Source organism: Halomonas sp. KM007 (genome assembly GCF_050709225.1).
GTDB lineage: Bacteria > Pseudomonadota > Gammaproteobacteria > Pseudomonadales > Halomonadaceae > Vreelandella > Vreelandella hamiltonii.
Genome location: NZ_CP136131.1, coordinates 3,259,112 through 3,285,324 on the forward strand (window position 1 = coordinate 3,259,112; position 26,213 = coordinate 3,285,324).

Sequence of the window (26,213 nt, forward strand, 5' to 3'; positions counted from 1 at the left end):
TGACGGAGTCGGGCGTGCGCGCTAATTTTCAAACATGTGTTTGAAAGCGCCTGTTGAGTACCCGCTCTTTCAGCCCCCCGTTTAGGAGAAGTGACATGCCCAGCTATCAAGCCCCTCTGCGTGACCTGCGTTTCGTGATGAACGAAATGTTTGATTACCCAAGCCACTACGACGCATTACCCAATGGTGAAGATGCTTCGCCAGATGTCGTGAGTGCTATTTTGGAAGAGGGTGGTCGCTTTGCTCGTGAGGTGCTGCTACCTCTCAATCAAAGCGGTGATGAGGAGGGTTGTTTGCTGGAAGGGGGCGAGGTGAAAGCTCCTAAAGGGTTTAAAGAAGCCTATCAGCAGTATGTTGAAGGCGGTTGGCCGAGCTTGGCGGCAGATCCTGAGCAAGGTGGTCAGGGCCTTCCGCACTCATTGGCGATGATGCTCTCTGAAATGATCTGCGCTACTAACTTAGCGTGGGGTATGTACCCGGGCTTGTCGCATGGTGCGGCGGATGCGCTGCGTCATCACGGTACCGACGAGCAGAAGGCGACATACCTCACCAAACTGGTAGAAGGTGTTTGGACTGGCACCATGTGCTTGACGGAGCCGCACTGCGGTACTGACCTGGGTTTGATCAAAACCCGTGCAGTGCCCGCTGAAGATGGAGCTTATCGCATTACGGGTACCAAAATCTTTATCTCGGCCGGTGAACACGATCTCGCTGAGAACATCGTCCATCTCGTGCTGGCCAAACTTCCAGATGCTCCTGAAGGATCTAAAGGTATTTCGCTATTCGTTGTGCCTAAATTTTTGCCGGACGCTGCAGGTAACCCTGGCGAGCGCAATGGCGTCAGCTGTGGTTCGCTTGAGCACAAAATGGGTATCCATGGTAACGCTACCTGCGTCATGAACTTTGATGGCGCAACGGGCTATCTAGTTGGCGCGCCGAATAAAGGCCTGGCCTGCATGTTCACCATGATGAACGCGGCTCGCTTAGGCGTGGGTATCCAAGGCTTAGGGTTGATGGAGGCTAGCTTCCAAAACTCGCTAAGTTATGCCCGTGACCGCTTACAGATGCGTGGGCTGTCTGGCGTACAAGCGCCGGATAAAGTCGCTGACCCTATTATTGTGCACCCTGATGTACGCCGTATGCTGCTGACACAAAAAGCTTTTGCTGAAGGCGGCCGCATGCTAGTGCTGTATACCGCTCAAATGCTCGATATTGTTGAGCACGGCGCGCCGGGCGAGGAGAAAGAGCGAGCGGAGACTCTGCTCGGTCTATTAACACCTATCGTCAAAGCTTTCCTGACGGAAGTAGGCTTCGAGTGTACCAATGAAGGCGTGCAGATTTTTGGTGGTCACGGCTTTATTAAGGAGTGGGGCATGGAGCAACTGGTGCGCGATGCGCGCATCACACGCCTCTATGAGGGTACGACCGGTATTCAAGCGCTTGATCTGCTGGGGCGCAAAGTGCTGATGAGTCAAGGTGAGTCGCTGAAGGTATTCACCAAAGAGATTCACAAGTTCTGCAAAGCAGAAGCGGATAACTCCGCATTAAAAGAGTTTATTGAGCCGCTGGCTAAGCTGAACGCCGAGTGGGGCGAGCTCACCATGGGCATCGGTATGAAAGCGATGCAGGACCGTGAAGAAGTAGGGGCCGCCAGCGTCGATTACCTGATGTACTCCGGCTATGTTGCTGTCGCCTATTTGTTTGCTCGCGCTGCCAAGCAGGCCGCTAGCGCACAGGGGGGTGAAGATGCTGCTTTCTACACGGCCAAACTGAATACGGCGCGTTTCTACTATCAGCGTCTGCTGCCACGCACCAAGGCGCACGCCGCCATGATTCAGGCAGGTGCCGGTAGCTTGATGGCGATTTCCAGCGAAGATTTTGGCCTGGGCTTCGAGATCTGAGCCCATGCCTTTGCCAGGCACTCTCTGGTCAGGGTACTGATCGGTGGTTTGCGGCAGGTCTGCCCTCGGGCATTGCCTGCCGCTTTTTTATCTCGGCTATACGAAAACTTTTCAAAATACCCCTTGCCAACCCGGCAGCGAATCCGTAAAGTACGCATCCGCTGCCGGGGACGCCCAGCGTTACCAGCGGTGAATGAGGTTGAAAAACCTCTGGTTTGTCAGTAGGTTAGAGTCATCTTGTTGTCGTTTAGATCGCTCGCCTCAGTCGCTGAAAGCAGCGGTTGACAAACACCACGGAATGCGTAGAATACGCCTTCCTCGCTGAGGCAACACGGTTCAGGTCACCGAGCCAGTCACAGCGAAATGATGACAGTAGTATCGCTCTTTAACAATTTGATCAGGTAATTCATGTGGGCGCTTGCCGATGAGGGTGAATCATCACCTAATATCAAGGCAAGCGAACACCAAGATACTCTTCGGAGTATCGCAGTGAATTCGTTTGAACCTTGAGCCAAGTTTGATCCGCTTTTGTTGCTTTCGAGCAGCGAGTAAGGATCGCATTGATCTTAAACTGAAGAGTTTGATCATGGCTCAGATTGAACGCTGGCGGCAGGCCTAACACATGCAAGTCGAGCGGTAACAGATCCAGCTTGCTGGATGCTGACGAGCGGCGGACGGGTGAGTAATGCATAGGAATCTGCCCGGTAGTGGGGGATAACCTGGGGAAACCCAGGCTAATACCGCATACGTCCTACGGGAGAAAGGGGGCTTCGGCTCCCGCTATCGGATGAGCCTATGTCGGATTAGCTAGTTGGTGAGGTAAAGGCTCACCAAGGCGACGATCCGTAGCTGGTCTGAGAGGATGATCAGCCACATCGGGACTGAGACACGGCCCGAACTCCTACGGGAGGCAGCAGTGGGGAATATTGGACAATGGGGGGAACCCTGATCCAGCCATGCCGCGTGTGTGAAGAAGGCCCTCGGGTTGTAAAGCACTTTCAGTGAGGAAGAACGCCTGGTGGTTAATACCCATCAGGAAAGACATCACTCACAGAAGAAGCACCGGCTAACTCCGTGCCAGCAGCCGCGGTAATACGGAGGGTGCGAGCGTTAATCGGAATTACTGGGCGTAAAGCGCGCGTAGGTGGCTTGATAAGCCGGTTGTGAAAGCCCCGGGCTCAACCTGGGAACGGCATCCGGAACTGTCAAGCTAGAGTGCAGGAGAGGAAGGTAGAATTCCCGGTGTAGCGGTGAAATGCGTAGAGATCGGGAGGAATACCAGTGGCGAAGGCGGCCTTCTGGACTGACACTGACACTGAGGTGCGAAAGCGTGGGTAGCAAACAGGATTAGATACCCTGGTAGTCCACGCCGTAAACGATGTCGACCAGCCGTTGGGTGCCTAGCGCACTTTGTGGCGAAGTTAACGCGATAAGTCGACCGCCTGGGGAGTACGGCCGCAAGGTTAAAACTCAAATGAATTGACGGGGGCCCGCACAAGCGGTGGAGCATGTGGTTTAATTCGATGCAACGCGAAGAACCTTACCTACTCTTGACATCCTGCGAATTTGGTAGAGATACCTTAGTGCCTTCGGGAACGCAGAGACAGGTGCTGCATGGCTGTCGTCAGCTCGTGTTGTGAAATGTTGGGTTAAGTCCCGTAACGAGCGCAACCCTTGTCCTTATTTGCCAGCGCGTAATGGCGGGAACTCTAAGGAGACTGCCGGTGACAAACCGGAGGAAGGTGGGGACGACGTCAAGTCATCATGGCCCTTACGAGTAGGGCTACACACGTGCTACAATGGTCGGTACAAAGGGTTGCCAACTCGCGAGAGTGAGCCAATCCCGAAAAGCCGATCTCAGTCCGGATCGGAGTCTGCAACTCGACTCCGTGAAGTCGGAATCGCTAGTAATCGTGGATCAGAATGCCACGGTGAATACGTTCCCGGGCCTTGTACACACCGCCCGTCACACCATGGGAGTGGACTGCACCAGAAGTGGTTAGCCTAACGCAAGAGGGCGATCACCACGGTGTGGTTCATGACTGGGGTGAAGTCGTAACAAGGTAGCCGTAGGGGAACCTGCGGCTGGATCACCTCCTTAAACGATGTCTTCCCCTCGCGGCAAGCGCTCACAATGAATTACCTGATCAGAATGCTGTTGATGAGCAGTGATAAACGCTCTTTCACGTTAAAAAAGAAGAAAAGACCTTTCTTTTTCTTTTGATGTTGAAAACACGATTCGTTTATCACTGCTTATGGCAGTCGCTCTTTAACAATGTATATCATGCTGACAAGAACGTTTTTTAAAACGTTCTTACGTAAATTGTATTGTGATACGTCTCAAGCGTATCCGGCAATCGTTATCATTGCGAACCCCAGACTCCTTCGGGTTATAGGGTCAAGCAATGAAGCGCACACGGTGGATGCCTAGGCAGCCAGAGGCGATGAAAGACGTGGTAGCCTGCGATAAGGTTCGGTGAGGTGGCAAACGACCTGTGACCCGGACATCTCTGAATGGGGAAACCCACTCATCACAAGATGAGTATCTTGCGCTGAATACATAGGCGTAAGAGGCGAACCAGGGGAACTGAAACATCTAAGTACCCTGAGGAAAAGAAATCAACCGAGATTCCCCCAGTAGCGGCGAGCGAACGGGGACCAGCCCTTAAGCGTGTGAAAGATTAGACGAACAGACTGGGAAGTCTGGCCATAGCGGGTGATAGCCCCGTAGTCGAAAATCTGATCACGTGAAATCGAGTAGGTCGGGGCACGAGAAACCTTGACTGAAGACGGGGGGACCATCCTCCAAGGCTAAATACTCCTGGCTGACCGATAGTGAACCAGTACCGTGAGGGAAAGGCGAAAAGAACCCCGGAGAGGGGAGTGAAATAGATCCTGAAACCGTGTGCGTACAAGCAGTAGGAGCAGACTTGTTCTGTGACTGCGTACCTTTTGTATAATGGGTCAGCGACTTATATTCAGTGGCGAGGTTAACCGTATAGGGGAGCCGTAGGGAAACCGAGTCTTAACTGGGCGACACAGTCGCTGGATATAGACCCGAAACCGAGCGATCTATCCATGAGCAGGGTGAAGGTTGAGTAACATCAACTGGAGGCCCGAACCAGGATCTGTTGAAAAAGATTTGGATGACTTGTGGATCGGAGTGAAAGGCTAATCAAGCTCGGAGATAGCTGGTTCTCCTCGAAAGCTATTTAGGTAGCGCCTCACGTATCACCGCCGGGGGTAGAGCACTGTTTCGGCTAGGGGGTCATCCCGACTTACCAACCCGAGGCAAACTCCGAATACCGGTGAGTGCCAGCGTGGGAGACACACGGCGGGTGCTAACGTCCGTCGTGAAAAGGGAAACAACCCAGACCGTCAGCTAAGGTCCCCAAATCCTGGTTAAGTGGGAAACGATGTGGGAAGGCTCAGACAGCTAGGAGGTTGGCTTAGAAGCAGCCATCCTTTAAAGAAAGCGTAATAGCTCACTAGTCGAGTCGGCCTGCGCGGAAGATGTAACGGGGCTAAACCAGGTACCGAAGCTACGGGTTCATCCTTACGGATGAGCGGTAGAGGAGCGTCGTGTAAGCCGATGAAGGTGTGTTGAGAAGCATGCTGGAGGTATCACGAGTGCGAATGCTGACATGAGTAACGATAAAGGGAGTGAAAAACTCCCTCGCCGGAAGACCAAGGGTTTCTGTTCGACGCTAATCGGAGCAGAGTGAGTCGGCCCCTAAGGCGAGGCCGAAAGGCGTAGTCGATGGGAAACGGGTCAATATTCCCGTACCGGACATGATTGCGATGGGGGGACGGAGAAGGCTAGGTGAGCCAGGCGTTGGTTGTCCTGGTGAAAGTGAGTAGGCTGGGGTCTCAGGTAAATCCGGGACCCTCCCAGGCCGAGACACGAAACGAACGGACCACGGTCCGGAAGTCATTGATGCCACGCTTCCAGGAAAAGCCTCTAAGCTTCAGATCATGTGCGACCGTACCCCAAACCGACACAGGTGGTCAGGGTGAGAATCCCAAGGCGCTTGAGAGAACTCGGGTGAAGGAACTAGGCAAAATGGTGCCGTAACTTCGGGAGAAGGCACGCCGGCGTAGGGTGACGAGACTTGCTCTCCAAGCCCGAACCGGTCGAAGATACCAGGTGGCTGCAACTGTTTAGTAAAAACACAGCACTCTGCCAACTCGCAAGAGGACGTATAGGGTGTGACGCCTGCCCGGTGCCGGAAGGTTAAGTGATGGTGTTAGGATTCGTCCGAAGCTCTTGATCGAAGCCCCGGTAAACGGCGGCCGTAACTATAACGGTCCTAAGGTAGCGAAATTCCTTGTCGGGTAAGTTCCGACCTGCACGAATGGCGTAATGATGGCCACGCTGTCTCCACCCGAGACTCAGTGAAATTGAAATCGCCGTGAAGATGCGGTGTACCCGCGGCTAGACGGAAAGACCCCGTGAACCTTTACTATAGCTTCACACTGGACGCTGATGTTGCCTGTGTAGGATAGCTGGGAGGCTTTGAACCTCGGACGCCAGTTCGAGGGGAGCCAACCTTGAAATACCAGCCTGGCATCATTGGCGTTCTCACTCAGGTCCGTGATCCGGATCGAGGACAGTGTGTGGTGGGTAGTTTGACTGGGGCGGTCTCCTCCCAAAGCGTAACGGAGGAGCACGAAGGTACCCTCAGCACGGTCGGACATCGTGCAATGAGTGCAAGAGCATAAGGGTGCTTGACTGCGAGACAGACACGTCGAGCAGGTGCGAAAGCAGGTTCTAGTGATCCGGTGGTTCTGTATGGAAGGGCCATCGCTCAACGGATAAAAGGTACTCCGGGGATAACAGGCTGATACCGCCCAAGAGTTCACATCGACGGCGGTGTTTGGCACCTCGATGTCGGCTCATCACATCCTGGGGCTGAAGTCGGTCCCAAGGGTATGGCTGTTCGCCATTTAAAGTGGTACGCGAGCTGGGTTTAGAACGTCGTGAGACAGTTCGGTCCCTATCTGCCGTGGGCGTTGGATGTTTGAGAAGAGCTGCTCCTAGTACGAGAGGACCGGAGTGGACGACCCTCTGGTGTTCCGGTTGTCACGCCAGTGGCATTGCCGGGTAGCTATGGTCGGACGGGATAACCGCTGAAAGCATCTAAGCGGGAAGCCCCCTTCAAGATGAGACATCCCTGAGGCCTAGAGCCTCCTGAAGGGCCCAGCGAGACCAGCTGGTGGATAGGCACGGTGTGGAAGCGCTGCAAGGCGTTGAGCTAACGTGTACTAATGGCCCGTGAGGCTTGACCCTATAACACCCAAGGGGTCTGGTCGTGATGATAACGAAAACCGGATACGCAGCAGTGAGCCAAGGCGCTTGCTGACAAGAGACGATCACAATACACGTCAACGAATACTCAGCATGATATGCATTACCTGTTACGCCTGACGACCATAGCGAGCGTGAACCACCTGATCCCATGCCGAACTCAGAAGTGAAACCGCTTAGCGCCGATGGTAGTGTGGGGTCTCCCCATGTGAGAGTAGGTCATCGTCAGGCACTTATTACGAAACCCCGGCCTTATGGTCGGGGTTTTGCTTTTTGGGGGTCTCCCCCTGAAGAGTAGCGGAGCGCCGCCCGCCGGGTGGCCGGCCCGAACATCGTCAGGCACTTATTCCGTAGAAAGCCCCGAGCACACTGTGTTCGGGGCTTTTTGCGTTTGGCACTTGCGCAAAACCTTCATGGCTCAGGCTGTGGGGGGTATGCGTTGATAGGCTGCCTTGGGGAGCCGTTGTTGCTTCGCTGCGATGTTATCATGTGTTTTCGAGAGGGCAGTGACGGCTCCATGTTTACAGAGAGGTGAAAGGTGAGTGACACGATACCCACGGCGTGGCTGGTCTATTGTCGACCCGGTTTCGAGGGCGATACGTTGGCGGAAATGCAGCACCATGCCAAACAGCAGGGGGTGAACTGCGAACCAGCCCATGGGGCCGGATGGGTCAGCTTGACGCGGCAGGATGGTGAGGCGATCAATGATCTGCACCGCCAGGCAGCTTTCCAGCATCTCATCTTTGCCAGGCAGAGTCTGGCAGCCCTGCCGCCCTTGGTGCTGTCCCGTGAGGATCGTCTGAGCGCCATTCTCGATCAGGTCAAAGCCAGCCGTTGGAGCTTTGAAGAGATTTGGCACGAAACACCGGATACCAACGATGGCAAAGCGCTGTCGGGGTTGATCAAGGCGCTCACTCGCCCGCTGCAAAACACGCTGAAAAAGCGTGGGGCGCTGCGAGGCAAGGCTGGCGGAAGGCGGCTGCATATTTTCTGGACGGACGGAGACCGTGTGCAGCTTGGCATGAGCTTCCCTGACAATCGTAGCGAACTGTTGAACGGAATCCGGCGGCTACGCTTTCCCTCCCGTGCGCCAAGCCGCTCGACGCTGAAACTGGAAGAGGCTTGGCACGAATTCATTCCACGCGATCAGTGGGATACTCGCCTGGCGGAGCACATGCAGGCAGCGGACCTGGGGGCGGCGCCAGGAGGCTGGACATGGCAGCTGGTGCAGCGGGGCATGTACGTATATGCCATCGATAACGGACCGATGGACAAAGCCCTGATGGCGACTGGTCAGATCGACCACCTGCGTGAAGATGGCTTTACCTGGGAGCCCCCTCAGCGTCTGGATTGGCTGGTGTGCGACATCGTGGACAAGCCTGTGCGGGTATTGGCCATGGTAGAGCGTTGGTTGACACGTAAATGGTGTCGTGAAGCTATCTTCAACTTGAAGCTGCCCATGAAGAAACGCTGGGACGAAGTGACGCGCTGCCTGACGACGCTGGAAGCCTCGTTGGCGTCAGCCGGGGTAAGCGCTAAAATAAGCTGCCGTCATCTCTACCATGACCGGGAAGAGGTGACGGTGCATGTCAGGTTGCTACACTGAGAAGCTTGACTGGCTGAACGCTCGTCTAGTACCCCGGCTCATAGATACGAATGGCTTCATCTTCGGTGAGAAGAGGCAGAATGCGCTGCATGGCCATGGCGCGCGCCTCGCTGGCGTGCCACTCTTTCCAGGCGCGCAGGTCACGCCATTTGGTGATCATCAGCCGACGGTCGGTGTGGCCGCGCTCTACCAGCGTTTCACCACCAACGAAGCCACGAATGCCCAATGATACGCGCATGGCTTCGCGTGCGGCCTGCTCGTATTCATCTTCCAGGCCGGGCATGATGCGTCGTTCAATGATGACTTTTATCATAGTGTCTGTTTCCTAACCGAGAGAGTCGATGACTGATCCTACACAAGCCCCCAGTGCTTTCGATGCCGAATTGGACACCACTGGGCTGTACTGTCCAGAGCCCATCATGCTGATGCACAACAAGGTGCGTGACATGGCGTCGGGCCAGGTGCTTAAGGTCGTGGCGACGGACCCTGCGACGACGCGCGATGTCCCCAAGTTTTGTCAATTCCTGGGGCACGAGCTTATCGAGCAGCAGGGCTCTGACGACCACTACGTCTACTTTATCCGTTTGGCGTGATACTGGGGAGTCCTGGCAAGGCATGCATCGACCATGGTGCAATGCCTTGCCGGGATGGCTTCAAGAGCGCTCGTTGCTGTCGGAGACCACCATCATGGCCAGGGCCTCAAGCGTAGCCGGGTCCTCTTCGAGGATGCGATTAGCGATGTGGCGTTGGAAAAAATAGACGGTGTGATGGCGCGAATGGGCGTCATACAGGCAGTTATCACCCAGCAGGATCGGCATCAGAGTGGCTTTTTGCTCGTCAGCCAGCAGTGCGTCTACGCTGCCGTCGCTGTACAGGCGCCACCCGTAGACCGGCTTCATGTGCCAGGGGGCATTGGGCCGATTCATGCACAAGGCATGGGTTCCCAGGGTATCGGGAAGTTGCTGGATCAGCGTCACTTCACCGGACGCCTCATACTCGAAATAGCCTGCCGCCGCGACCAGTTCGTCGTACTTGTGGTCGGGGGGAACATCGAAGACTTCATCGGTTTCGGGGTCACGGTAACCGACGAAGCAACCGCTTTCCTCGCTGTCCAGCTCATGGCAGGCCGCCAGAGACTCCATCCAGGGTACCAGCCCGGTGATGCTGCCATCTTCTCTCAAGCCCCAGGCCAGAATGGGGAGACCATAGTAGGTGTCGGGGTAGGTGTCGGGACTCGCAGCGAGCTGGTAAACCATTTCCAGTCCGTCCAGCTCCGGAGCCAGACGAACGAGATATTTTCGCGCCTGCTGACGCTGACGCACGGTATCCAGGTCGATGACCTGGGCAGAGCGAGTTGACAGGGGTGAGCCCATGGTGTCCCTCCTTGTACTGCGTGGTCACGACATTGGCAGACAGTGATTTTCATCTGCCGCTACCTTCACCAATAGCACACCTTTTCTGGAAGGTTAAGCATGACGAGCATATTTAATGCTGTGTGCAGGGCGCCAGGGTAAGCGCCAACTGGCGATGATGCGCCAGAGCCCGTTGAAACTGCTGCCAGGGGGCCTCCGGGTTCTGCATGTCGAGCCAGGTCTGCTGGTAGTCAGACACCGCTGGCGGTGGGCTGACGGCATGGGTATCGAAAAGGCTATTCACCGACACCAGCCACTGCTCTGCGCGTTGCTCCAGCTGGTCTACCCAGTCAGGCAGGGCTTCTGACCAGCAGGTGCTCCCTGCGTCTGGTTCGGCCTGCGCGATAGCCGCGTTTAGCTCGTTCAGGCGCTGCTCAGCCAGCAGCAAGGCGCGCAGCACTTCGGCAGTCAGCGGACGCTGCTGGAGCGTTTTGAGATGGTTTTCCAGGGTCGAGGAGTCGTGTTGCCAGGCCTGATTGAACTGCTGGGTAATCATCTGCTCAAGATAATCCAGTGCTGCCCGCTGTTCTGCCCAGACTTGATCGGGGAGCGTGTGCAGAGGGTGACTGGCGCGAGCGAAACTCTTCTCCCACTCTTCCGAGGCAAAGATGGCGTTCCAGGTTGCAAAGGGCAGCTGCTCGGTTTTGAGCTGGGTCAGCTGTGCCAGGCGATGGGCGTCATCGTCACCGAGCCGTTCAGGAATATCGCTGTTCCAGCAGTGATCCAGGCGTTGCCACAGCGTGCGCTCGTAGATCCATTGCTGGCTGGGCGGTGCGACACGGCCTAGCTGGTTGTTTCTGGCAGCAATCAGGGAGGTGATCTGACACTCGCGTAACGCATAGATATTGAGCATGCCTTCGCGTATCTCCGGCAGCTCGATCACGCGCTGGCGTCGGTCGGGAAAGGCGCCTATGTTACGGGGCTGGTGGCGTTCAGGAGCGGAAATGCCGAGCTCCTCGGCAGTCGAGCGCTGGTAGGCCGCCCAGGCCTCGTCCGCGCTGTTGTCGCCGCAGCCAGCCAGCACCAAGCTGGCCGACATGACGACGGGCATCACGAGGCATGAGCGGTAGAAACTTGAAGGCCGCATGGGGTCACTCCCGTTGACTGATTCGATGTAATCGCCAAGCCAGCAAGATGGCCGCTGTCGTGAGCCCTGCAATCAGGCCGATCCAATAGCCGTGTACCCCCAGCGGCTGTGACTCACCCCCCATGCCATAGGTTCCCAGCCAATGACCGCCCCCCAGCCCGACGATCCAGTAGGAAAGAACGGTGATCACCATGACGATGCGGGTATCCTTGTAGCCTCGCAGCGCGCCGGCCAGATTCACTTGCAGCGAGTCCGACAGCTGAAAGATGACCGCCAGAGCGATGATCGTGAGCGCCAGGGCCTGAATGTCGCTATTGGAGGTATACAGGCTGATGACCGGTGCGGCAGTGAACCAGAGCAGCGTGCTGTTGAACGCGGCGACGATCACGCTGATCACGACACCGTTCCAGGCAACCTTGCGGGCCAGGGAAAGGCGCTGCTGCCCCAGCGTATTACCGACACGCACCGTCAGTGCCATGCTCAGTGACATGGGCAACATGAACAGGATCGAGGTGTAGCTCAGCGCGATCTGGTGAGCCCCCACGGTCACTTCACCAAGGCTGGCAATGAACAGGGCGATCAGCGTGAACAGCGTCACTTCGACAAAAATCGCGACGCCGATGGGCACCCCGACCACGAGCAGCTCACGCACGCCTGACCACTGTGGCCAGGTGGCGCCATGCCACAAGGAAACGCTGTGGTATACCGTGCCACGGCGTGTGTAGAGTGCCATGGCAATGGTCATGGTCCACATGGAGAAGGCCGTGGCAATGCCACAGCCAAAGGCGCCCAGCGCGGGTAGCTGCTGCAGCGTATCCGGCAGCGCGGCGCCGAACAGGCTGACCAGCCCATCACCCCCGTAGATCAGTACATAGTTGCTGGGAATATTGACGGCCAGGCCAATCAGGCTGATCCACAAGGCTGGCCGGGTATGGTTCATGCCATCCGAAAACGCTCTCAATGCCTGAAATAGCGCGATACCTGGCATGCCGAAGGCCACCGCGCTCAGGTAAGCAGCCGACTCGCTGGCCACTGCCGGTGGCACGTTCATCAGCTCGAAGATCGGCATGACGGCCGTACGCAGCAGCAGGGCGGCCAACAAGCCCAGCGCCAGGGCCACCCAGAGCGCCTGATGTACGGCGGGACGAATGGCGCCGTTGCGTTGCCCTCCCAGCAGTTGAGCCACGATGGGCGTCAGCCCCATCAGCGTGCCGGTCATGAACAGCATCAGGGGCATCCACAGGCTGGAGCCTACCGACACCGCCGCCAGCGACGTGGCGTCATGTCGCCCGGTCATCATCACATCGACAACGCTCATGCCTGCCTGAGCAAGCTGTGCACCACAGATAGGCAGCGCCAGGGCCATGAGTGTGCGTGTTTCAGGCCAGTAAATTTTCTTGATATCGCTAGTGAAGCCGCCCAAGGTATGGTTCCTATTTAGCAAAGAGACCCAGGAAAAGGCGATAGAGTAGCAGGAGTCGCTATACCTTGCGCTCTCCTCTTTAGCCAGGGATGGGTCCCTCGTTATACTAGTGCAACGTTCATGAATGAGATAACGGTGTGACTGACCCGCAAGAGTGCTGGACGCTCGACGATATTACTGCGCTGTTTGATGGGGTGTTTGCAGACCACTATCAGACTCGGCTGATTCGCGGTGGCGATGAGCCGCTTTACCGCCCGATGAGTGAGCAGACGCCTTACCATCAGGTGATCTTTGCACGAGGCTATTTTGCCAGTGCGTTACATGAGATCAGCCACTGGTGCATCGCAGGCGCAAAACGCCGCCAGTGGGAAGATTATGGCTACTGGTATTACCCGGACGGGCGCACGGCGGAACAGCAACAGGCATTCGAACAGGCCGAAGTGTCCCCTCAGGCGTTGGAGCAACTGTTTACCCAGGCGTGTGGCCGTACGTTCCATGTCAGTGTGGACAATCTGGGCGGCGCGGGCGAGGTGGACCGGGAGGCTTTCGCAAGACGCGTGGCAGCGAGGGCCGAGCGCTATCGGCAAGAGGGACTGCCCCTGCGCGCCAATGCGTTTCGGACGGCATTGGCGCGCTACTATCAGCACCAGGACACGCTGGAGCAGGCGATTCGGCAGGGGCACCGCCTGCTGGACGATGCTCTGATGAAAGTGGGTTAGTCAGCCTCGGACAACTGCTGATGCAGGGTCAGCATGACCTCGATTTCGTGCTCGGGGCGCATGGGTTCTAGGCCCAGGTCGTTGAAGGTATCACTGCGCAGGCGGTGCCATTCGCTTGAGCTGAGGGTTTCATACAGCACTTGTGCGGGTGCCAGCTCCACAAAAGGGTCCAGTCCGTAGGTGTCGAACAAGCGGGCAAGGGCGGCCTCATCTTCGCCGTTGTCGCTGGTGTACAGCGTGGCCGAGAAATGGTCGTTCTCCAGCTCGCGGATCACATCCAGCGGGCTGACCCCCAGACTCTCCAGCTCTTCGATGCTGTAAGCCCCCATGACATTGCTGTCTTCGGTAATCCAGCTGTCATCCGGCTGGATCAAGGTCTGCTTGATGCGCCCATCGGGCAGTGACCATGCAATCGACAGCGGCAAGCCATTGTCTTCACCTATCTCTATGGCAATAAAACCGGGGTAGTCGGCCATGGTTGTCGTTCCTTCTAGGTATCCGTGTCGATACGGAAAAATTGCAGGGCGGTACGGGTGGTCGCCGCCGCGAGTTCAGTGTCACTCACCTGATGCCAACGAGCAATTTCCTGCACGATCCAGGGCAGCAGGGCAGGCTCATGGCGTCTGCCTTTCAGCTTGGCGGGCAAATTACGGGGCAGCAAGTAAGGGCAGTCGGTTTCGACCATCAATCGATCCAGCGGGATCTCGCGCACCAGGTCACGCAGGTGATGCCCGCGCCGCTCATCACAGATCCATCCCGTCAAGCCGATGTGCAGGTCCAGCTCCAGATAGCCCCGCAGCGTTTCACGGTCTGCGGTGAAGCAGTGGATCACCGCGTGGCTGATATCGTCGCGCCAGTGATGCAGGATCTCACGCATGCGCTGGCCTGCATCACGCTCATGAAGAAACAGCGGTAGCCCGGATGCCGCCGCCAGGGCCAACTGCGCTTCAAAGGCGCGCTCCTGCTCCTGCGGTGTGGAAAAGTTGCGGTTGAAGTCGAGCCCGCACTCACCGACCGCGACCACCTCGGGCAGTGTATAGAGATTGCCCAGCGCCTGGGCCACGTCTTCGCTCCAGCCGCTGGCATCATGGGGATGCACCCCCGCAGTGGCATACAGCCCAGCAAACTGCCGAGCCATCTCGACGGCCTGCCTGGCGTGGGCGACATCCGTTCCCGTGACGATCATTCTGGTCACGTTGGCGGCTCGGGCTCTGGCGATCACGTCGCTCAAGTCGCGCTGAAAGCTCTCATGGGTCAGGTTGGCGCCAATGTCGACCAGCGGTGTGCTGGGGCGAAACTGTAGCGCTTCAGGTAACGCGTCGTGTGCTTGCTGAGTCGCCAATGTGGTCATCTCTCCTGTGGGCCAGTGGCCCCATTGTAACGCTGGAGCCGCTTGGCTCGCCAACGCAAGCCGCCATGAACGTGGCAAGGATCACACTGCAAATGGCACGAATTGCAAAAAAACTGGCTCAATAGGTAAACAGTGCAGGCCTGTTTGCTCTTACCATGAAAATGAGTCACCGCCATGCTCGTGATTCAATGAGTGAAGGCGCAACACCAGCGTTGTGATTTTCACCTCAATAACAACAATAGCGAGGTACCCTCATGCCGTTATCACGTCGTTTCACCCTGTCTGCGTTAGCCTCTGCGGTGGTTGCTGCAGGCTTCGTTCCGTTTGTCGCCGCCCATGAAGGGATTTCTGATAACGAAATCCGCATTGGCTATCTGGCCGATATGTCAGGTGTGTACCGCGATCCTATCGGTCCTCTGGGGCTCGATGCCATTCAGATGGCGATTGAGGATGTTGGTGGCAGTGTCAACGGTGCGGATATCGTGGTGTTCAGTGCCGATGATCGTAACAGCCCTGACGTGGGCTCCAGCGTGGTGCGTGAATGGATCGATGAGCGCAACGTCGATATGGTCACGGGCCTGGTGGCATCATCGGTCACGTTGGCGGCCGTCAGTCTGCTGCAGGAGGCCGACAAGCTGGGGCTGGTGAATGGTGCCGTCTCCTCCGGCGTGACCAACGAACACTGCTCTGCGAATCATATTCACTGGGTCTATGACACCTGGGCGATGTCGAATGGTACCGCCAAAGCCATTACCGAAGAAGGCTACAAAAACTGGTACTTGTTGAGTGCCGACTACTCTTTTGGTCATGCGTTGGAAGCAGACGTCGAGCGCGTGGTCACTGAAAACGGTGGCGCCATCGTAGGGCGTGCGCGTCATCCATTCCCCAATAACGACTTTTCATCGTTCATGTTACAGGCGCAGGCCTCTGGTGCTGACGTCATTGCGCTGAATAACGCGGGCGGGGACACCATCAACGCGGTTCAGACGGCGGGGGAGTTTGGTATTACCCAGGCCGGGCAAATCCTGGCGGGAATGGTGCTGTTCAGTACCGATGTGCGCAGTATCGGGCTGGAAAATGCCCAAGGGCTGCAGTTCACTAAAGCTTGGTATTACGACTTGAACGAGGAAACCCGCGCCTGGGCAGAACGCTTCCGGGAGCGTACGGGCAGCATGCCTACCATGGTGCATGCTGGCCTCTACTCCAGCACTCGCCACTACCTGGACGCCATCGCTGCCACCGGGACAGACGATACCCAGACGGTGCGTCAGCAGATGGCCGACACGCCTATCAACGATATCTTTGCCCAGAACGGCTATATCCGCGAAGACGGCCGTATGGTCCACGACATGTACCTCGTGGAAGTCAAAACCCCAGCAAAGTCAGTAGATGAAGACGACTTGTTCCGGGTGGTCCGCACCATTCCTGCCGAGGAAGCGTTCCGGCCACTGTCTGAAAGTGTCTGCCCACTCGTAAAGGGTTAAACAGCCATGACGTCTGTAGATAACATTCATCGCAATACGATTGGCGCTGCGCTTAACCGCAGCGCGCGCAAGCATGCCCAGAAGCGGGCCTTGACGTTCGGCGAGCGTACGTGGAGTTATCAAGAGCTCAATAACGCGGCCAACCAGGTGGCAAATGCGCTGCTGGAAGCAGGGCTGGCGCCGGGCGATCGCTTGGCAGTATACGGTAAAAACTCGGATGCCTATGTGATCGCGTGGCTGGCCTGTAGCAAGGCGGGCCTGATTCACGTCCCTGTCAATTTTGCGCTGAGCAGTGACGAGCTTCGCTACATTCTGGAGCAGTCGGGCGCAAAAGGGGTACTGAGTGACGCGGTGCTAGGTGACAAGGTTCGCGCTGCCGTCGCGGGGCTGTCGCTGGTCGTCAACGGTACCCTGCAGGCGGAGGGGGCATCGCTTCAAGAAGACGCCTTCGACGTACTGGCGTGTACCCACGGGCTCCATGCTTCTCAGGCTCATGCTGCCCATGAGCCAGACGTTGCGCTGGAGGGGGCCAGCGTTGCCCAGTTGCTATATACCTCTGGTACCACGGCAGCGCCCAAGGCTGCCATCATGAGCCATCAAGCGCTCATGGCCGAATACATGGCGTGCATGGTGGAGTTGGATATCCAGGCAGATGACGCCGTGCTGGCAGCGCTGCCCTTGTACCACTCAGCGCAAATGCACGTGTTTCTGATGCCTGCGCTACTGCTGGGAGCGCCCGTCATTCTGCTGGAGGCCCCCCTGCCGGAAAGCTGCCTGGCTACCATTTCACAGCACCAGATCAGCTCTTTTTTTGCTCCTCCTACCGTGTGGATCAGTCTGTTACGGCACCCTCACTTCGATCAGTACGATCTCTCGAGCCTCAGAAAAGCCTATTACGGTGCCTCCATCATGCCGGTGCCGGTACTCGAAGAGATGCAGCAGCGCTTTCATGGTGTCGGCCTGTACAACTGCTACGGACAGAGCGAAATAGCGCCCCTGGCGACTGTTTTGCGACCAGAAGAGCATGCCGAACGGCCGGCCTCTGCTGGACGACCGATTCTCACGGTCGAAACGCGCATCGTCGATCTGGAGGGCAACGATGTTCCACCTGGAGAGCATGGGGAAATCGTCCATCGTTCTCCGCAGCTCATGCTGGGCTACTGGGACAAACCCGAGATGACCGCGGAGGCATTTCAGGGAGGCTGGTTCCACTCTGGAGACGTGGGGTATGTCGATGAAGCGGGCTATTTGTACATCGTCGACCGTATCAAGGACGTGATCAATACCGGCGGTGTGCTGGTCGCCAGTCGAGAAGTGGAAGAGGTGCTGTTCAAGCACACGGCGGTTTCAGAGGTGGCGGTCGTGGGGCTCCCCGATGACAAATGGATCGAGGCGATTACCGCGGTGGTGGTGCTCAAGGAGGGGCAAAGCGCCAGTGAAGCGGAGCTGATTCGACACGCCAAGGGCCTGATTGCCCCTTACAAGGTACCCAAGCGGGTGATGTTTGCCGACGCACTGCCCAAGAGCACGGCAGGTAAAATTCTCAAGCGCCATCTGCGCCAGGCGCTGGGAGAGTCATGATGGACGACCAGGAGCTGGGGCTCTTTCAGCCCATGATTACCCGCTGTTTAGCACAGGAAGTAGCGCCTTTTTACCAGCAGTGGGAGGAGGCGGGGGAAATACCACGCTCCCTGTGGCTGGCGCTGGGGGCGGCAGGGCTGTTGGGTATTGACCTGGCAGAAGCGTACGGTGGCTCAGAGGCCGATATCGCCATCACGCAAAGGGTGCTCGAAGAGATGTCTCGTCAGGGCTTTGGTGGCCTCGCCAGTGCTTACAACATCCACGCCAATATTGTCATGCCGTATGTCCAGAAGCTGGGGACACCTGAGCAGAAGGAAAAGTGGCTGCCGCGCATGGCCTTGGGGGAGAGCCTGGGGGCCATTGCCATGAGCGAACCCCACGCCGGGAGTGATTTGGCTGCGATGAAAACCCGCGCCACGCGGGTAGAGGATGGCTGGTTGCTCAACGGTGGCAAGCTGTTCATCACCAATGGTCAGGTGGCCGATCTGGTGATCGTGTGCGCGAAAACCGATCCCTGTGCCGGCGCCAAAGGGGTCTCGCTATTTTTAGTGGAAACGTCGCTGCCCGGCTTTTCCCGAGGTAAACCGATCAAGAAAATTGGCCAGCATGCCAGCGACACTGCGGAGCTGGCCTTTGATCAGTTGAAGTTGCCCGCAGACGCGCTATTGGGCAACGAGGGCGAAGGGTTTCGTTACCTCATGCAAGAGCTGCCTCGTGAGCGTTTGGGGGTGGGCGCCCAGGCCCTGGGGGCGATAGAAGGGGCGCTAGCGCTAACCCTCGAATACGTCACCCAGCGGGAAGCCTTCGGCCAGCGGATTGCCGATTTTCAAAACACTCGCTTTACTCTGGCGCAGCTCAAAGCCCAGCTTGACATGGCCCGGGCGTACTTCGAGCAGTGCATGGAGCGGTATCGGCAAGGCAGCATGAGCAGCACCGAGGCGGCGATTCTTAAATTACAGCTGAGCGAACTGCAGTGTCATGCGGTGGATCGCTGTCTGCAGCTGTTTGGTGGCTATGGCTACACTCATGAGTACCCCATTTCGCGCTTCTATCTCGATGCTCGGGTACAAACCATTTATGCCGGCAGCTCCGAGATCATGAAAGAAGTGATTGCGCGCTCGCTGCTGGGCAAAGCCTCTTGAGCAAGAGGTCCAAAAAACGGTCGACAAGGAGTCTATATGCAGTTGGATAGCGTGGTGATTGTAGGGGGCGCGCGCACCGCCATTGGAGGGTTTGGCGGTTCGCTATCCGCCTTCGCCCCCCATGAGTTAGGCACCATCACCGCCGTGGAAGCCCTGCGCCGGGCCGGGGTGGAGGGCGCCGACATCGATCATTCGGTTTACGGCCATATCATCACTACTGGCCCGCAGGATGCCTATCTGGCCCGCCACATCGCACTCAGTGCAGGCGTTCCCAAAGAGGCCGGTGCCTTCAATGTTAATCGCCTGTGCGGCTCTGGCGTCCAGGCGGTGGTGTCTGCGGCTCAGCAGATTGTCCTGGGCGACAGTCGCCTCGCTTTGGCGGGCGGTGCCGAAAGCATGTCTCGCGGAGCCTACGTGTTGGCCCCGCAGGCGCGCCACGGTATTCGAATGGGGGACACCCGCATCGAGGATTTGACGCTTGGCGTGTTGAGTGACCCGTTCGGCAGTGGTCACATGGGAATCACCGCTGAAAATATCGCGCAGCAGTACGGTTTCAGCCGCGAGCAGTTGGATCAATTCGCCCTCGAGAGCCATCAAAAAGCAGCGCGGGCACTATCGGAAGGCCGCTTCGATGAGCAGATCGTGCCGGTAGAGGTGACCCGGGGCAAGCAGACGCTGACCTTTACCCGTGATGAGCATGTCCGGGAAGAAGTGGTGCTTAGTGACCTGGCCCGGCTGAAACCGGCTTTCAAGCATGAAGGGGTCGTGACCGCAGGCAATGCCTCAGGGATCAACGATGGCGCCGCCACCCTCGTACTGGCCCATGCTGAAGAGGCCCGGGAGCGCGGGCTCACCGTGCGTGCGCGGTTGCGGGTGGCCACCACGGCGGGCGTGGAACCATCGCTGATGGGGTTGGGCCCCATTCCTGCCGTCAAGCGTTGTTTGCAGCAGGCTGGATTGACCATCCACGATATCGATGTGATCGAATCCAATGAAGCCTTTGCGGCCCAGGCCATGGCGGTGGCCAGCACGCTCGATTTTCCGCTGGAAAAGCTCAACCCCAATGGCGGTGCGGTCGCTCTTGGGCATCCGGTGGGGGCCACCGGCGCCATTTTGATCCTTAAAGCGCTGCATGAGCTGGAGCGCATTCAGGGGCGCTTTGGACTGATTACACTCTGCATTGGTGGCGGGCAAGGTATCGCGCTACTGATCGAGCGTTAAGTTGCCCCAGACATCCAACAACAATCAAAGGTACGTTTTATGCCGACGATAACGCCAAAACTGCTTCCTTCGACATCCTCCGCCACCAACCCGCCCATGCTGATCAAGGATCTGTTGGAGTCTGGCGTTCGCATGGCGGGCAATAATCAGATCGTATACCGCGATCAAGGCCGTCACGACTACCGTCGTTTTCAAGAGCGAGTCCATCAACTGGCCCATCTGTTGACGGCGCAGGGAGTGCAGGCAGGAGATGTGGTGGCGGTGATGGATTGGGACAGCCACCGCTATCTGGAATGCTTCTTCGCCATTCCCATGATAGGCGCGGTGCTGCACACGGTGAACGTCCGCCTGGCACCCGAACAGATTCTCTACACCATGCAGCATGCGGAAGACGTCTTCGTGCTGGTGCATGAGGACTTTGTGCCTCTGCTGGAACCGTTGGCGAAGCAACTGCCCGAGATTCGTGGTTACGTGCTTTGTCAGGAAGAGCGCCGTGACGTCTCGACGTCGCTGCCACTGGCGGGGGAGTTCGAGGCCCTGCTGGCTGACCAGCCCAGCCATTATGATTTCCCCACGTTCGATGAAAATGGCGTGGCCACGCTGTTCTACACGACCGGCACGACCGGCAACCCGAAAGGGGTGTTCTTCACTCACCGTCAGCTGGTGTTGCACACGCTGGGCGAAGCCAGCACGTTTCAGGCGCCTGGCTTCGAGCTGTTGAACCGAGACAAGGTGTATATGCCCATTACGCCGATGTTTCACGTACATGCCTGGGGCGTCCCTTACACCGCCACGCTGCTGGGCGCGACGCAAGTGTACCCGGGCAAATACGAGCCGGAGATGCTGGTGAAGCTGCTGGTCAGTGAAAAGGTCGATTTTTCCCACTGCGTACCGACACTGCTCAACATGGTGGTGAGCGCGGAGGCCATCGCGACGAAAAAAGTCGATTTGACCGGCTGGAAAGTGCTGGTCGGAGGCAGCGCCTTGACCCAGGCGTTGGCAAGCCGTGCCTGGGCGTTGGGGATCGACACCCGCAGCGCTTACGGCATGTCGGAAACGTGTCCTCTGCTCACGGCCGATATCTTGCCGAAGGAGGTCGTGGAGGCTGACTTCGAAAGCCAGCTCCCCTGGCGCTGCAAGGCTGGTCTTCCGGTGCCGTTCGTGCGGCTGCAGGTGGTCGATGTGGACGGTCAGCCGCTTCCTCATGATGGCCATAGTGTGGGGGAAGTCCGCGTACAAGCGCCCTGGCTCACCCAGGCTTACTACAAGGAAGAGACGCGTAGCGAAGAGCTATGGCGAGAGGGTTGGTTACACACCGGAGATGTGGGGTCGCTGGATGCGCATGGCTTTTTGGCCATTAGTGATCGCATCAAGGACGTCATCAAGACCGGCGGCGAATGGCTGTCCTCCCTGGAGCTGGAAAGCTATATCAGTCAATGCCCCGGCGTCGCTGAAGTGGCGGTCATCGGCGTGGCGGATGACAAGTGGGGGGAGCGTCCCGCAGCGCTCGTCGTGCCCAGCGACCTCAATCGGCCACCTACCGTCGAGGCGATTCAGGGTTTCATGGAGCAGTTCGTGGCGCAGGGCAAGCTCAACCGTTGGGGAGTGCCTTCATTGATACGTTTCGTCGATGAAATACCCAAGACCAGCGTAGGCAAGCTGGATAAAAAACGTATCCGTACGGAGATCTAGCGGCTCAGAGCGTGGTGCCTGCTGTCTGCGCTTTGCGGTAGGCGGCAGGCGAATTGCCGGTCCATTGCTTGAAGGCTCGGCTGAAGCAGGCCTGGTCCTCGAAGCCGAGGGTTTCGGCCAGCGCGGAGAGTGGTTCCCTGCTTCGGGTCAATACCTGAATGGCCACGTCCCGCCGATACTCGTCCTTTACCGCCTGAAAGTGGGTGCCCTCTGCCTGCAAGTGGCGCGACAAGGTACGGACGGACACGTGCAGCGCATTGGCCACGTCGTGAATGGTGCTGGAAGAGAGCTGGTGGCGATGCAAGTACTCCCGCACGCGATGGGTGGCGATACGGTCTTCGAAAGAGACATAAAACCAGTCTGCTGGCGCACGCTGCAAAAAAGCCCCCAGGTGCTGCTTGCGTTGCCGGACGGGATGTTCCAGAAAAACCGTATCGAAATAGACCGCCGTTTTCGGCTGATTGAAGGTCACCTTGCCTGGATAAAAATAGAGATAGTCAGCTCGATGGGCGGGCTGTGGATAGCTGCACTCCATCAATATGGGCGGGATTTTTCGCGCGATCAGCCAGGAAGCAATGCCGTGAAAGAGCTTCAACATCAGCTCATGCACCAGAATGTGGCTACCCTGAAGCGGTTTGTGCTCCTCGAGGGCCATACGAGCCAGGCTGCCCTCTACGGAAAAACAATAGCCAAAGTCATCCAGCACAATACGAAAAAACTGGGTGTAGCGATGTAGTGCGATACGCAGCGTGGGGGCATCCAGCATGCTGAGGCACAGCAGTTTGAGAGTGCCGCAGCGCAGTGGCCGAGAGAAAAAGCCGGGCGTCTCATCGTCGAACTCCACCGCCAGAAGTCGGTAAAGCTGGGCAAACTGTTCCACCGTTACACGGCCATTGGGAGCCTCGAGCAAGAACGGGGAGATGCCAGACAGCATCAAATAGCGCGTGGCCGCTTGCCCGGTGGGAGCCAAGCCACGAAACAGCTCGTTGACAAAGTGCATGGAGACGGTAACGGTCACGTTTTTCCACCCTGTAAGTGCCACAAGACAGCCGTAGGCGTTGTCTCTTTCACGCTGGACGTTAGCACGTTGTACCGTCGGGCTCTACATGAGTGCACCGTTACAGTGATCCATGCGTTACACTGTGCGCCTCACGACGAAGGAGGACACTGCGTGACCCTGTTACGACTCGAACAGCTGCAACTCGCTTACGGCACCCAGGTACTATTGAATCGCGCCGACCTCACGGTTGAAAAGGGCGAGCGGTTGGCGCTGGTCGGGCGCAACGGCACCGGTAAATCCACCCTGTTGAAACTCGTGGCAGGCGACATCCAGGCGGACGACGGCACCATCTGGCGCGCGCCGGGGCTGAAAATCGGCGTGCTGGCCCAGGAGCTGCCCGAATCATCGGGCATGACGATTTTTGACATGGTGGCCCAGGGGCTGCCCGAAGCGGGCGAGCTGCTGTCGGAATACCAGCATCTGATCAACGACCCCGACCCGGACATGACCCGCATGGCCACGCTGCAAACGCGGCTGGAAGCGATTGATGGCTGGTCGTTCCATCAGCGTATCGACGTGGTGCTGACGCGCCTGGGCCTGCCGCCCGAAGCGGAGATGAGCGCGCTCTCCGGTGGCTGGCGTCGTCGCGTGGCCCTGGCCAGGGCGCTGGTGTCGGAACCGGACTTGCTGCTGCTGGATGAGCCCACCAACCACCTGGATCTGGATACGATTGCGTGGCTGGAAGAGCAACTGCTGGCGTTCAATGGCGCCGTGCTGCTGATCACCCACGACCGTGCCTTTCTGTCGAAGTTGGCTACCCATATTCTGGAACTGGACCGTGGCAAGCTGGGCCGCTACCCCGGCGTGTACGCGGAGTATCAAGAGCGCAAGCAGCACGAGCTGGAAATCGAATCGCGTGAAAATGCGCTGTTCGACAAGAAGCTGGCCCAGGAGGAGACCTGGATCCGTCAAGGGATCAAGGCGCGCCGAACCCGTAACGAAGGGCGCGTGCGGGCTCTGGAAGCGATGCGCAATGAGCGCAGCCAGCGCCGTGAGCGCCAGGGCACGGCCAACCTGACCGTGGACAGCGGCGAGCGTACGGGCAAGCGGGTGGTCGAGCTCAAGGGCGTTAGCCACTATTTTGGCGACGACACCATCTTGCGCAACGTCAATCTGGAAGTCATGCGCGGCGACCGTATCGGTTTCCTGGGTCGCAATGGCGCGGGCAAGACCACGCTGTTGAAAATCCTGCTGGGAGAGCTTGCTCCAAGCGAAGGCAGCGTACAGCTGGGCACCAACCTGAAGGTGGCCTACTTTGACCAGCTTCGGGCGGGGCTGGAGCTGGAGAAAACCGTTTACGACAACGTGGCGCAGGGCAGCGATCGGGTCACTGTCGGCGGCAAGGACCGCCATGTGATGAGCTACTTGCAGGATTTCCTGTTCACGCCGGATCGTGTGCGTCAGCCGGTCAAGGCGCTGTCGGGGGGCGAGTCCAACCGCCTGCTGCTGGCCAAGCTGTTCACCCAGCCTGCCAACGTGCTGGTGCTCGATGAGCCCACCAACGACCTGGACATGGAAACCCTGGAGCTGCTCGAAGAGCTGCTGCTTGACTTCGATGGCACGCTGCTGCTGGTCTCCCACGACCGTACCTTCATGGATAACGTGGTGACCAGTATGCTGGCCTTCGAAGGCGAAGGGTGCGTGCGCGAGTACGTGGGTGGCTACACCGACTGGATTCGACAAGGCGGCAAGCTGCCCCCGGCCCCTTGGGAGGGTGCTGCCCGCCAGCAGACGGAGCCGACATCGGCACCTGCACCAGAAGTGGTCGAAAAGCCTGTCAACGAGCCTGCCAGGAAGTCCGTGAAGCTCTCCTACAAGCTGCAGCGAGAGCTGGATGCGCTGCCTGCTGAAATAGAGCGGTTGGAGCAGGAAGTCGAGACGCTTGAGCAGGAAGTGGGCGATCCGGGGTTTTACCAGCAGGAAGCCACCGCCGTGACTGCCAGGCTGCAAGCCCTGGAAAAAGTGCAGCAGTCGCTGGAAACGGCCATGGAGCGCTGGATGGAGCTGGAGGCGATGGCGAACGGCGAATAGCCTTCAAGGCGCTACAAAAAAGGCCCCGTAAGGGGCCTTTGGCGTTAGGGTCGGTCATGGGCGATCACTCGTCGCTCTTTTCGCCTTTCTTGCCGACGCGCACGGCCAGTACGTCGCACTGGGCGCCATGCAGCACGCCGGTGGACGTAGAGCCCAGCAATAGGGCAAAGCCGTGGCGGCCGTGGGAACCCACCACGATGAGATCCACATTGTGCTCATCGGCAAAGCGATGGATCTCGGTGTCAGGCATGCCCACCACCACGTGCTGGTCGGCGGGCTCGACGTGCGGAGCGGCAATGTCGGCCAAGCGTTTTTTCGCGTGATCGTCCAGCTGGTCCTGAATGCTGGTCAGGTCCATGGGTATGTCGCCACCGTAGGCGAAGCCCAGCGGCTCCAGCGTGTGCATGATCGAGAGCTTGGCGCCGTTATTGCGTTCGGCAATTGCCACGGCGCGCTCAAGGATCTTGTGCGAGTCCTTGGTGAGGTCGACGGCGACCAGAATGTGGTGATAGCTCATGGCGTATCTCCTTGGTGGTATGTAACAAAGAGAAGCTTCGTTAGATAACCTTACTTTAGGCTGGGTAGTGGCGCAGCACAACGACCTGGATCATGGTTTTTTGCAATCGTTGCCCTGCACGGCAATGCAAGAGGTGGCTAAATGGAATGGTTGGTGATTGTTCTGATTCTACTGTTCGTGATGGCGCCGGTGATGTGGCTCAAGCCCAGCCCCCGCCAGAAGCGCCAGATGGCGCTACGCGACAGTGCGCGGCAGCAGGGGGTGACCATCAAGATGGCCGTGCCGCCGCTGCATCATTTCAAAGGCACCATGCCAGCCTATCGGTGGCGGTTTGGCCAAGAGACGCCGGGGCCGGATTTCGTTCTGGTGCGCGATAGCCATGCCAGCGCGGCACTGGAAGCCTTTCATGCTGGCTGGCGGTGGCGTATTGCGCCGCTGCGGCCGCTGCCGGAGAGCGCCGACGCCACGCTGCGCACCTTGCTGGAGCGTTTGCCCCAGGATGCGCTGGTGCTGGAGTGCAACTCGTACGCCTTGACGCTATGGTGGTGGGAATCACAAACCGCCGAACGCTTTACCAGCTACCTGGGCGATATCATGACCTTGAAAGAGGCGCTGGGCGGCCTGTCAGACCGCCCCCCAGGCAAGGCGCTGTCGTCAGGCGGTCGACCCTCCTGACGA

At 58.0% G+C, this 26,213-nt stretch carries 19 protein-coding genes and 3 rRNA genes; 14 read left to right on the plus strand and 8 right to left on the minus strand.

Features of this window, described 5'->3' with window-relative positions; all coding sequences use genetic code 11:
• The first annotated feature begins 95 nt into the window (after positions 1–95).
• From RVM27_RS15480 to rlmM, 5 genes are all read left to right on the plus strand, one after another.
• Positions 96–1,901 (plus strand): acyl-CoA dehydrogenase family protein, encoded by a 1,806-nt coding sequence (locus RVM27_RS15480; protein WP_498956939.1) that lies wholly within the window; start codon positions 96–98, stop codon positions 1,899–1,901.
• A 568-nt stretch (positions 1,902–2,469) separates the two neighbouring features.
• A 16S ribosomal RNA gene (locus tag RVM27_RS15485) occupies positions 2,470–4,002 on the plus strand.
• A 295-nt stretch (positions 4,003–4,297) separates the two neighbouring features.
• Positions 4,298–7,191: ribosomal RNA gene (locus tag RVM27_RS15490) — 23S ribosomal RNA — on the plus strand.
• A 133-nt stretch (positions 7,192–7,324) separates the two neighbouring features.
• Positions 7,325–7,440, plus strand: a 5S ribosomal RNA gene (rrf, locus tag RVM27_RS15495).
• Together the 16S, 23S and 5S rRNA genes form the textbook arrangement of a ribosomal RNA operon.
• A gap of 307 nt (positions 7,441–7,747) precedes the next feature.
• Positions 7,748–8,815 carry a 23S rRNA (cytidine(2498)-2'-O)-methyltransferase RlmM gene (gene rlmM / locus RVM27_RS15500; RefSeq protein WP_287805019.1) on the plus strand — a complete coding sequence of 356 codons (1,068 nt, stop codon included), beginning with the start codon at positions 7,748–7,750 and terminating at the stop codon, positions 8,813–8,815.
• Between the two features lie 25 nt (positions 8,816–8,840).
• Here rlmM and RVM27_RS15505 read toward each other — a convergent pair whose 3' ends face one another.
• Positions 8,841–9,128 carry an antibiotic biosynthesis monooxygenase family protein gene (locus RVM27_RS15505; protein WP_016914310.1) on the minus strand — a complete coding sequence of 96 codons (288 nt, stop codon included), beginning with the start codon at positions 9,126–9,128 and terminating at the stop codon, positions 8,841–8,843.
• A 28-nt stretch (positions 9,129–9,156) separates the two neighbouring features.
• Here RVM27_RS15505 and tusA point away from each other — a divergent pair, with 28 nt between their 5' ends.
• Positions 9,157–9,408 carry a sulfurtransferase TusA gene (gene tusA / locus RVM27_RS15510; RefSeq protein WP_039179343.1) on the plus strand — a complete coding sequence of 84 codons (252 nt, stop codon included), beginning with the start codon at positions 9,157–9,159 and terminating at the stop codon, positions 9,406–9,408.
• A 60-nt stretch (positions 9,409–9,468) separates the two neighbouring features.
• Here tusA and RVM27_RS15515 read toward each other — a convergent pair whose 3' ends face one another.
• From RVM27_RS15515 to RVM27_RS15525, 3 genes are all read right to left on the minus strand, one after another.
• Positions 9,469–10,188, minus strand: a complete 720-nt coding sequence (locus RVM27_RS15515) for a hypothetical protein (protein WP_498956940.1) — start codon at positions 10,186–10,188, stop codon at positions 9,469–9,471.
• A 112-nt stretch (positions 10,189–10,300) separates the two neighbouring features.
• A complete protein-coding gene (locus RVM27_RS15520; RefSeq protein ID WP_498941639.1) occupies positions 10,301–11,314 on the minus strand; it encodes a DUF3080 family protein in 1,014 nt (337 codons plus the stop codon).
• Between the two features lie 4 nt (positions 11,315–11,318).
• Positions 11,319–12,737, minus strand: a complete 1,419-nt coding sequence (locus tag RVM27_RS15525; protein ID WP_498956941.1) for an MATE family efflux transporter — start codon at positions 12,735–12,737, stop codon at positions 11,319–11,321.
• 137 nt (positions 12,738–12,874) lie between these two features.
• On the opposite strand from RVM27_RS15525, the gene RVM27_RS15530 reads away from it, so the two are divergent.
• On the plus strand, positions 12,875–13,456 hold the full coding sequence (locus RVM27_RS15530; protein ID WP_287805009.1) for an elongation factor P hydroxylase: 582 nt from the start codon (positions 12,875–12,877) through the stop codon (positions 13,454–13,456).
• Here the strand turns inward: RVM27_RS15530 and RVM27_RS15535 are convergent.
• Entirely contained in the window at positions 13,453–13,932 is a 480-nt protein-coding gene (locus tag RVM27_RS15535; protein WP_016914304.1) for a hypothetical protein, read from the minus strand. The genes RVM27_RS15530 and RVM27_RS15535 overlap by 4 nt on opposite strands.
• A gap of 14 nt (positions 13,933–13,946) precedes the next feature.
• Complete coding sequence (locus RVM27_RS15540) at positions 13,947–14,807, minus strand: TatD family hydrolase (RefSeq protein WP_100731697.1); 861 nt, start codon at positions 14,805–14,807, stop codon at positions 13,947–13,949.
• Between the two features lie 254 nt (positions 14,808–15,061).
• On the opposite strand from RVM27_RS15540, the gene RVM27_RS15545 reads away from it, so the two are divergent.
• The 5 genes from RVM27_RS15545 to RVM27_RS15565 are packed head-to-tail and all read left to right on the plus strand — an operon-like array spanning position 15,062 to position 21,927.
• Positions 15,062–16,291 (plus strand): ABC transporter substrate-binding protein, encoded by a 1,230-nt coding sequence (locus tag RVM27_RS15545; RefSeq protein WP_475312046.1) that lies wholly within the window; start codon positions 15,062–15,064, stop codon positions 16,289–16,291.
• Between the two features lie 6 nt (positions 16,292–16,297).
• Positions 16,298–17,872 carry a fatty acyl-CoA synthetase gene (locus tag RVM27_RS15550; protein WP_475312045.1) on the plus strand — a complete coding sequence of 525 codons (1,575 nt, stop codon included), beginning with the start codon at positions 16,298–16,300 and terminating at the stop codon, positions 17,870–17,872.
• On the plus strand, positions 17,872–19,014 hold the full coding sequence (locus RVM27_RS15555) for an acyl-CoA dehydrogenase family protein (RefSeq protein WP_058577838.1): 1,143 nt from the start codon (positions 17,872–17,874) through the stop codon (positions 19,012–19,014). Before RVM27_RS15550 ends, RVM27_RS15555 begins: the two co-directional genes overlap by 1 nt.
• 36 nt (positions 19,015–19,050) lie before the next feature.
• Positions 19,051–20,235, plus strand: a complete 1,185-nt coding sequence (gene bktB, locus RVM27_RS15560; RefSeq protein WP_498956942.1) for a beta-ketothiolase BktB — start codon at positions 19,051–19,053, stop codon at positions 20,233–20,235.
• Positions 20,236–20,274: 39 nt separating this feature from the next.
• Complete coding sequence (locus RVM27_RS15565; RefSeq protein WP_475312042.1) at positions 20,275–21,927, plus strand: fatty acid--CoA ligase; 1,653 nt, start codon at positions 20,275–20,277, stop codon at positions 21,925–21,927.
• A 4-nt stretch (positions 21,928–21,931) separates the two neighbouring features.
• Here RVM27_RS15565 and RVM27_RS15570 read toward each other — a convergent pair whose 3' ends face one another.
• Positions 21,932–22,945, minus strand: a complete 1,014-nt coding sequence (locus tag RVM27_RS15570) for an AraC family transcriptional regulator (protein WP_089675842.1) — start codon at positions 22,943–22,945, stop codon at positions 21,932–21,934.
• Between the two features lie 153 nt (positions 22,946–23,098).
• Here RVM27_RS15570 and RVM27_RS15575 point away from each other — a divergent pair, with 153 nt between their 5' ends.
• Entirely contained in the window at positions 23,099–25,018 is a 1,920-nt protein-coding gene (locus RVM27_RS15575) for an ATP-binding cassette domain-containing protein (RefSeq protein WP_287804995.1), read from the plus strand.
• A gap of 64 nt (positions 25,019–25,082) precedes the next feature.
• Here the strand turns inward: RVM27_RS15575 and RVM27_RS15580 are convergent, their stop codons facing one another.
• Positions 25,083–25,535 carry a universal stress protein gene (locus RVM27_RS15580; protein ID WP_016914281.1) on the minus strand — a complete coding sequence of 151 codons (453 nt, stop codon included), beginning with the start codon at positions 25,533–25,535 and terminating at the stop codon, positions 25,083–25,085.
• 141 nt (positions 25,536–25,676) lie between these two features.
• Between RVM27_RS15580 and RVM27_RS15585 the strand changes: the two genes are divergently transcribed.
• Positions 25,677–26,210, plus strand: a complete 534-nt coding sequence (locus RVM27_RS15585) for a hypothetical protein (RefSeq protein ID WP_039179390.1) — start codon at positions 25,677–25,679, stop codon at positions 26,208–26,210.
• The last annotated feature ends 3 nt before the right edge of the window (positions 26,211–26,213 follow it).

Bases quoted from the DNA above. Each gene is read 5' to 3' on its own strand.
- RVM27_RS15480 (WP_498956939.1), top strand. From the start codon at position 96: ATGCCCAGCTATCAAGCCCCTCTGCGTGACCTGCGTTTCGTGATGAAC.
- RVM27_RS15505 (WP_016914310.1), bottom strand. From the start codon at position 9,128: ATGATAAAAGTCATCATTGAACGACGCATCATGCCCGGCCTGGAAGAT.
- tusA (WP_039179343.1), top strand. From the start codon at position 9,157: ATGACTGATCCTACACAAGCCCCCAGTGCTTTCGATGCCGAATTGGAC.
- RVM27_RS15515 (WP_498956940.1), bottom strand. From the start codon at position 10,188: ATGGGCTCACCCCTGTCAACTCGCTCTGCCCAGGTCATCGACCTGGAT.
- RVM27_RS15520 (WP_498941639.1), bottom strand. From the start codon at position 11,314: ATGCGGCCTTCAAGTTTCTACCGCTCATGCCTCGTGATGCCCGTCGTC.
- RVM27_RS15535 (WP_016914304.1), bottom strand. From the start codon at position 13,932: ATGGCCGACTACCCCGGTTTTATTGCCATAGAGATAGGTGAAGACAAT.
- RVM27_RS15540 (WP_100731697.1), bottom strand. From the start codon at position 14,807: ATGACCACATTGGCGACTCAGCAAGCACACGACGCGTTACCTGAAGCG.
- RVM27_RS15545 (WP_475312046.1), top strand. From the start codon at position 15,062: ATGCCGTTATCACGTCGTTTCACCCTGTCTGCGTTAGCCTCTGCGGTG.
- RVM27_RS15550 (WP_475312045.1), top strand. From the start codon at position 16,298: ATGACGTCTGTAGATAACATTCATCGCAATACGATTGGCGCTGCGCTT.
- RVM27_RS15555 (WP_058577838.1), top strand. From the start codon at position 17,872: ATGGACGACCAGGAGCTGGGGCTCTTTCAGCCCATGATTACCCGCTGT.
- bktB (WP_498956942.1), top strand. From the start codon at position 19,051: ATGCAGTTGGATAGCGTGGTGATTGTAGGGGGCGCGCGCACCGCCATT.
- RVM27_RS15565 (WP_475312042.1), top strand. From the start codon at position 20,275: ATGCCGACGATAACGCCAAAACTGCTTCCTTCGACATCCTCCGCCACC.
- RVM27_RS15580 (WP_016914281.1), bottom strand. From the start codon at position 25,535: ATGAGCTATCACCACATTCTGGTCGCCGTCGACCTCACCAAGGACTCG.
- RVM27_RS15585 (WP_039179390.1), top strand. From the start codon at position 25,677: ATGGAATGGTTGGTGATTGTTCTGATTCTACTGTTCGTGATGGCGCCG.